Source organism: Bradyrhizobium sp. Kon10 (genome assembly GCF_055807395.1).
On record NZ_JBVVOZ010000166.1, the window covers coordinates 1 to 324 of the forward strand.

At 66.0% G+C, this 324-nt stretch carries 1 protein-coding gene; it reads left to right on the forward strand.

Translation table 11 applies throughout. The features are described from left to right. Positions 1-97: 97 nt before the first annotated feature. On the forward strand, positions 98-324 hold a 227-nt coding region (locus AC0L2O_RS36555; protein WP_473373172.1), incomplete at its 3' end, for a transposase.

Genomic DNA, 324 nt, shown 5'->3' on the forward strand with positions numbered 1-324 from the left:
AATAGCGCCGTAGCGGGCGGGCGGCTTTGCGGTGGTCACCGGCAGTTCTCCGGTAGGATCGGGTTGCGATACGCCAACGCAACCAGAGGAACCACCGATGACCGCCGACATGATGAACCTGCGCACGCTCGTGGAGAAGACCCCTGACGCCGATCTCTTGCGCGAGATGATCGGCTTTGCGGCCCAAAGGCTGATGGAGCTGGAAGTGGAAGGCCAGACCGGGGCGGCCTATGGCGAGAAGAACCCCGAGCGTCTGGCCCAGCGCAACGGCTACCGCGACCGGACCTGGGAGACCCGCGCCGGTGCGGTCGAGCTGCGCATTCC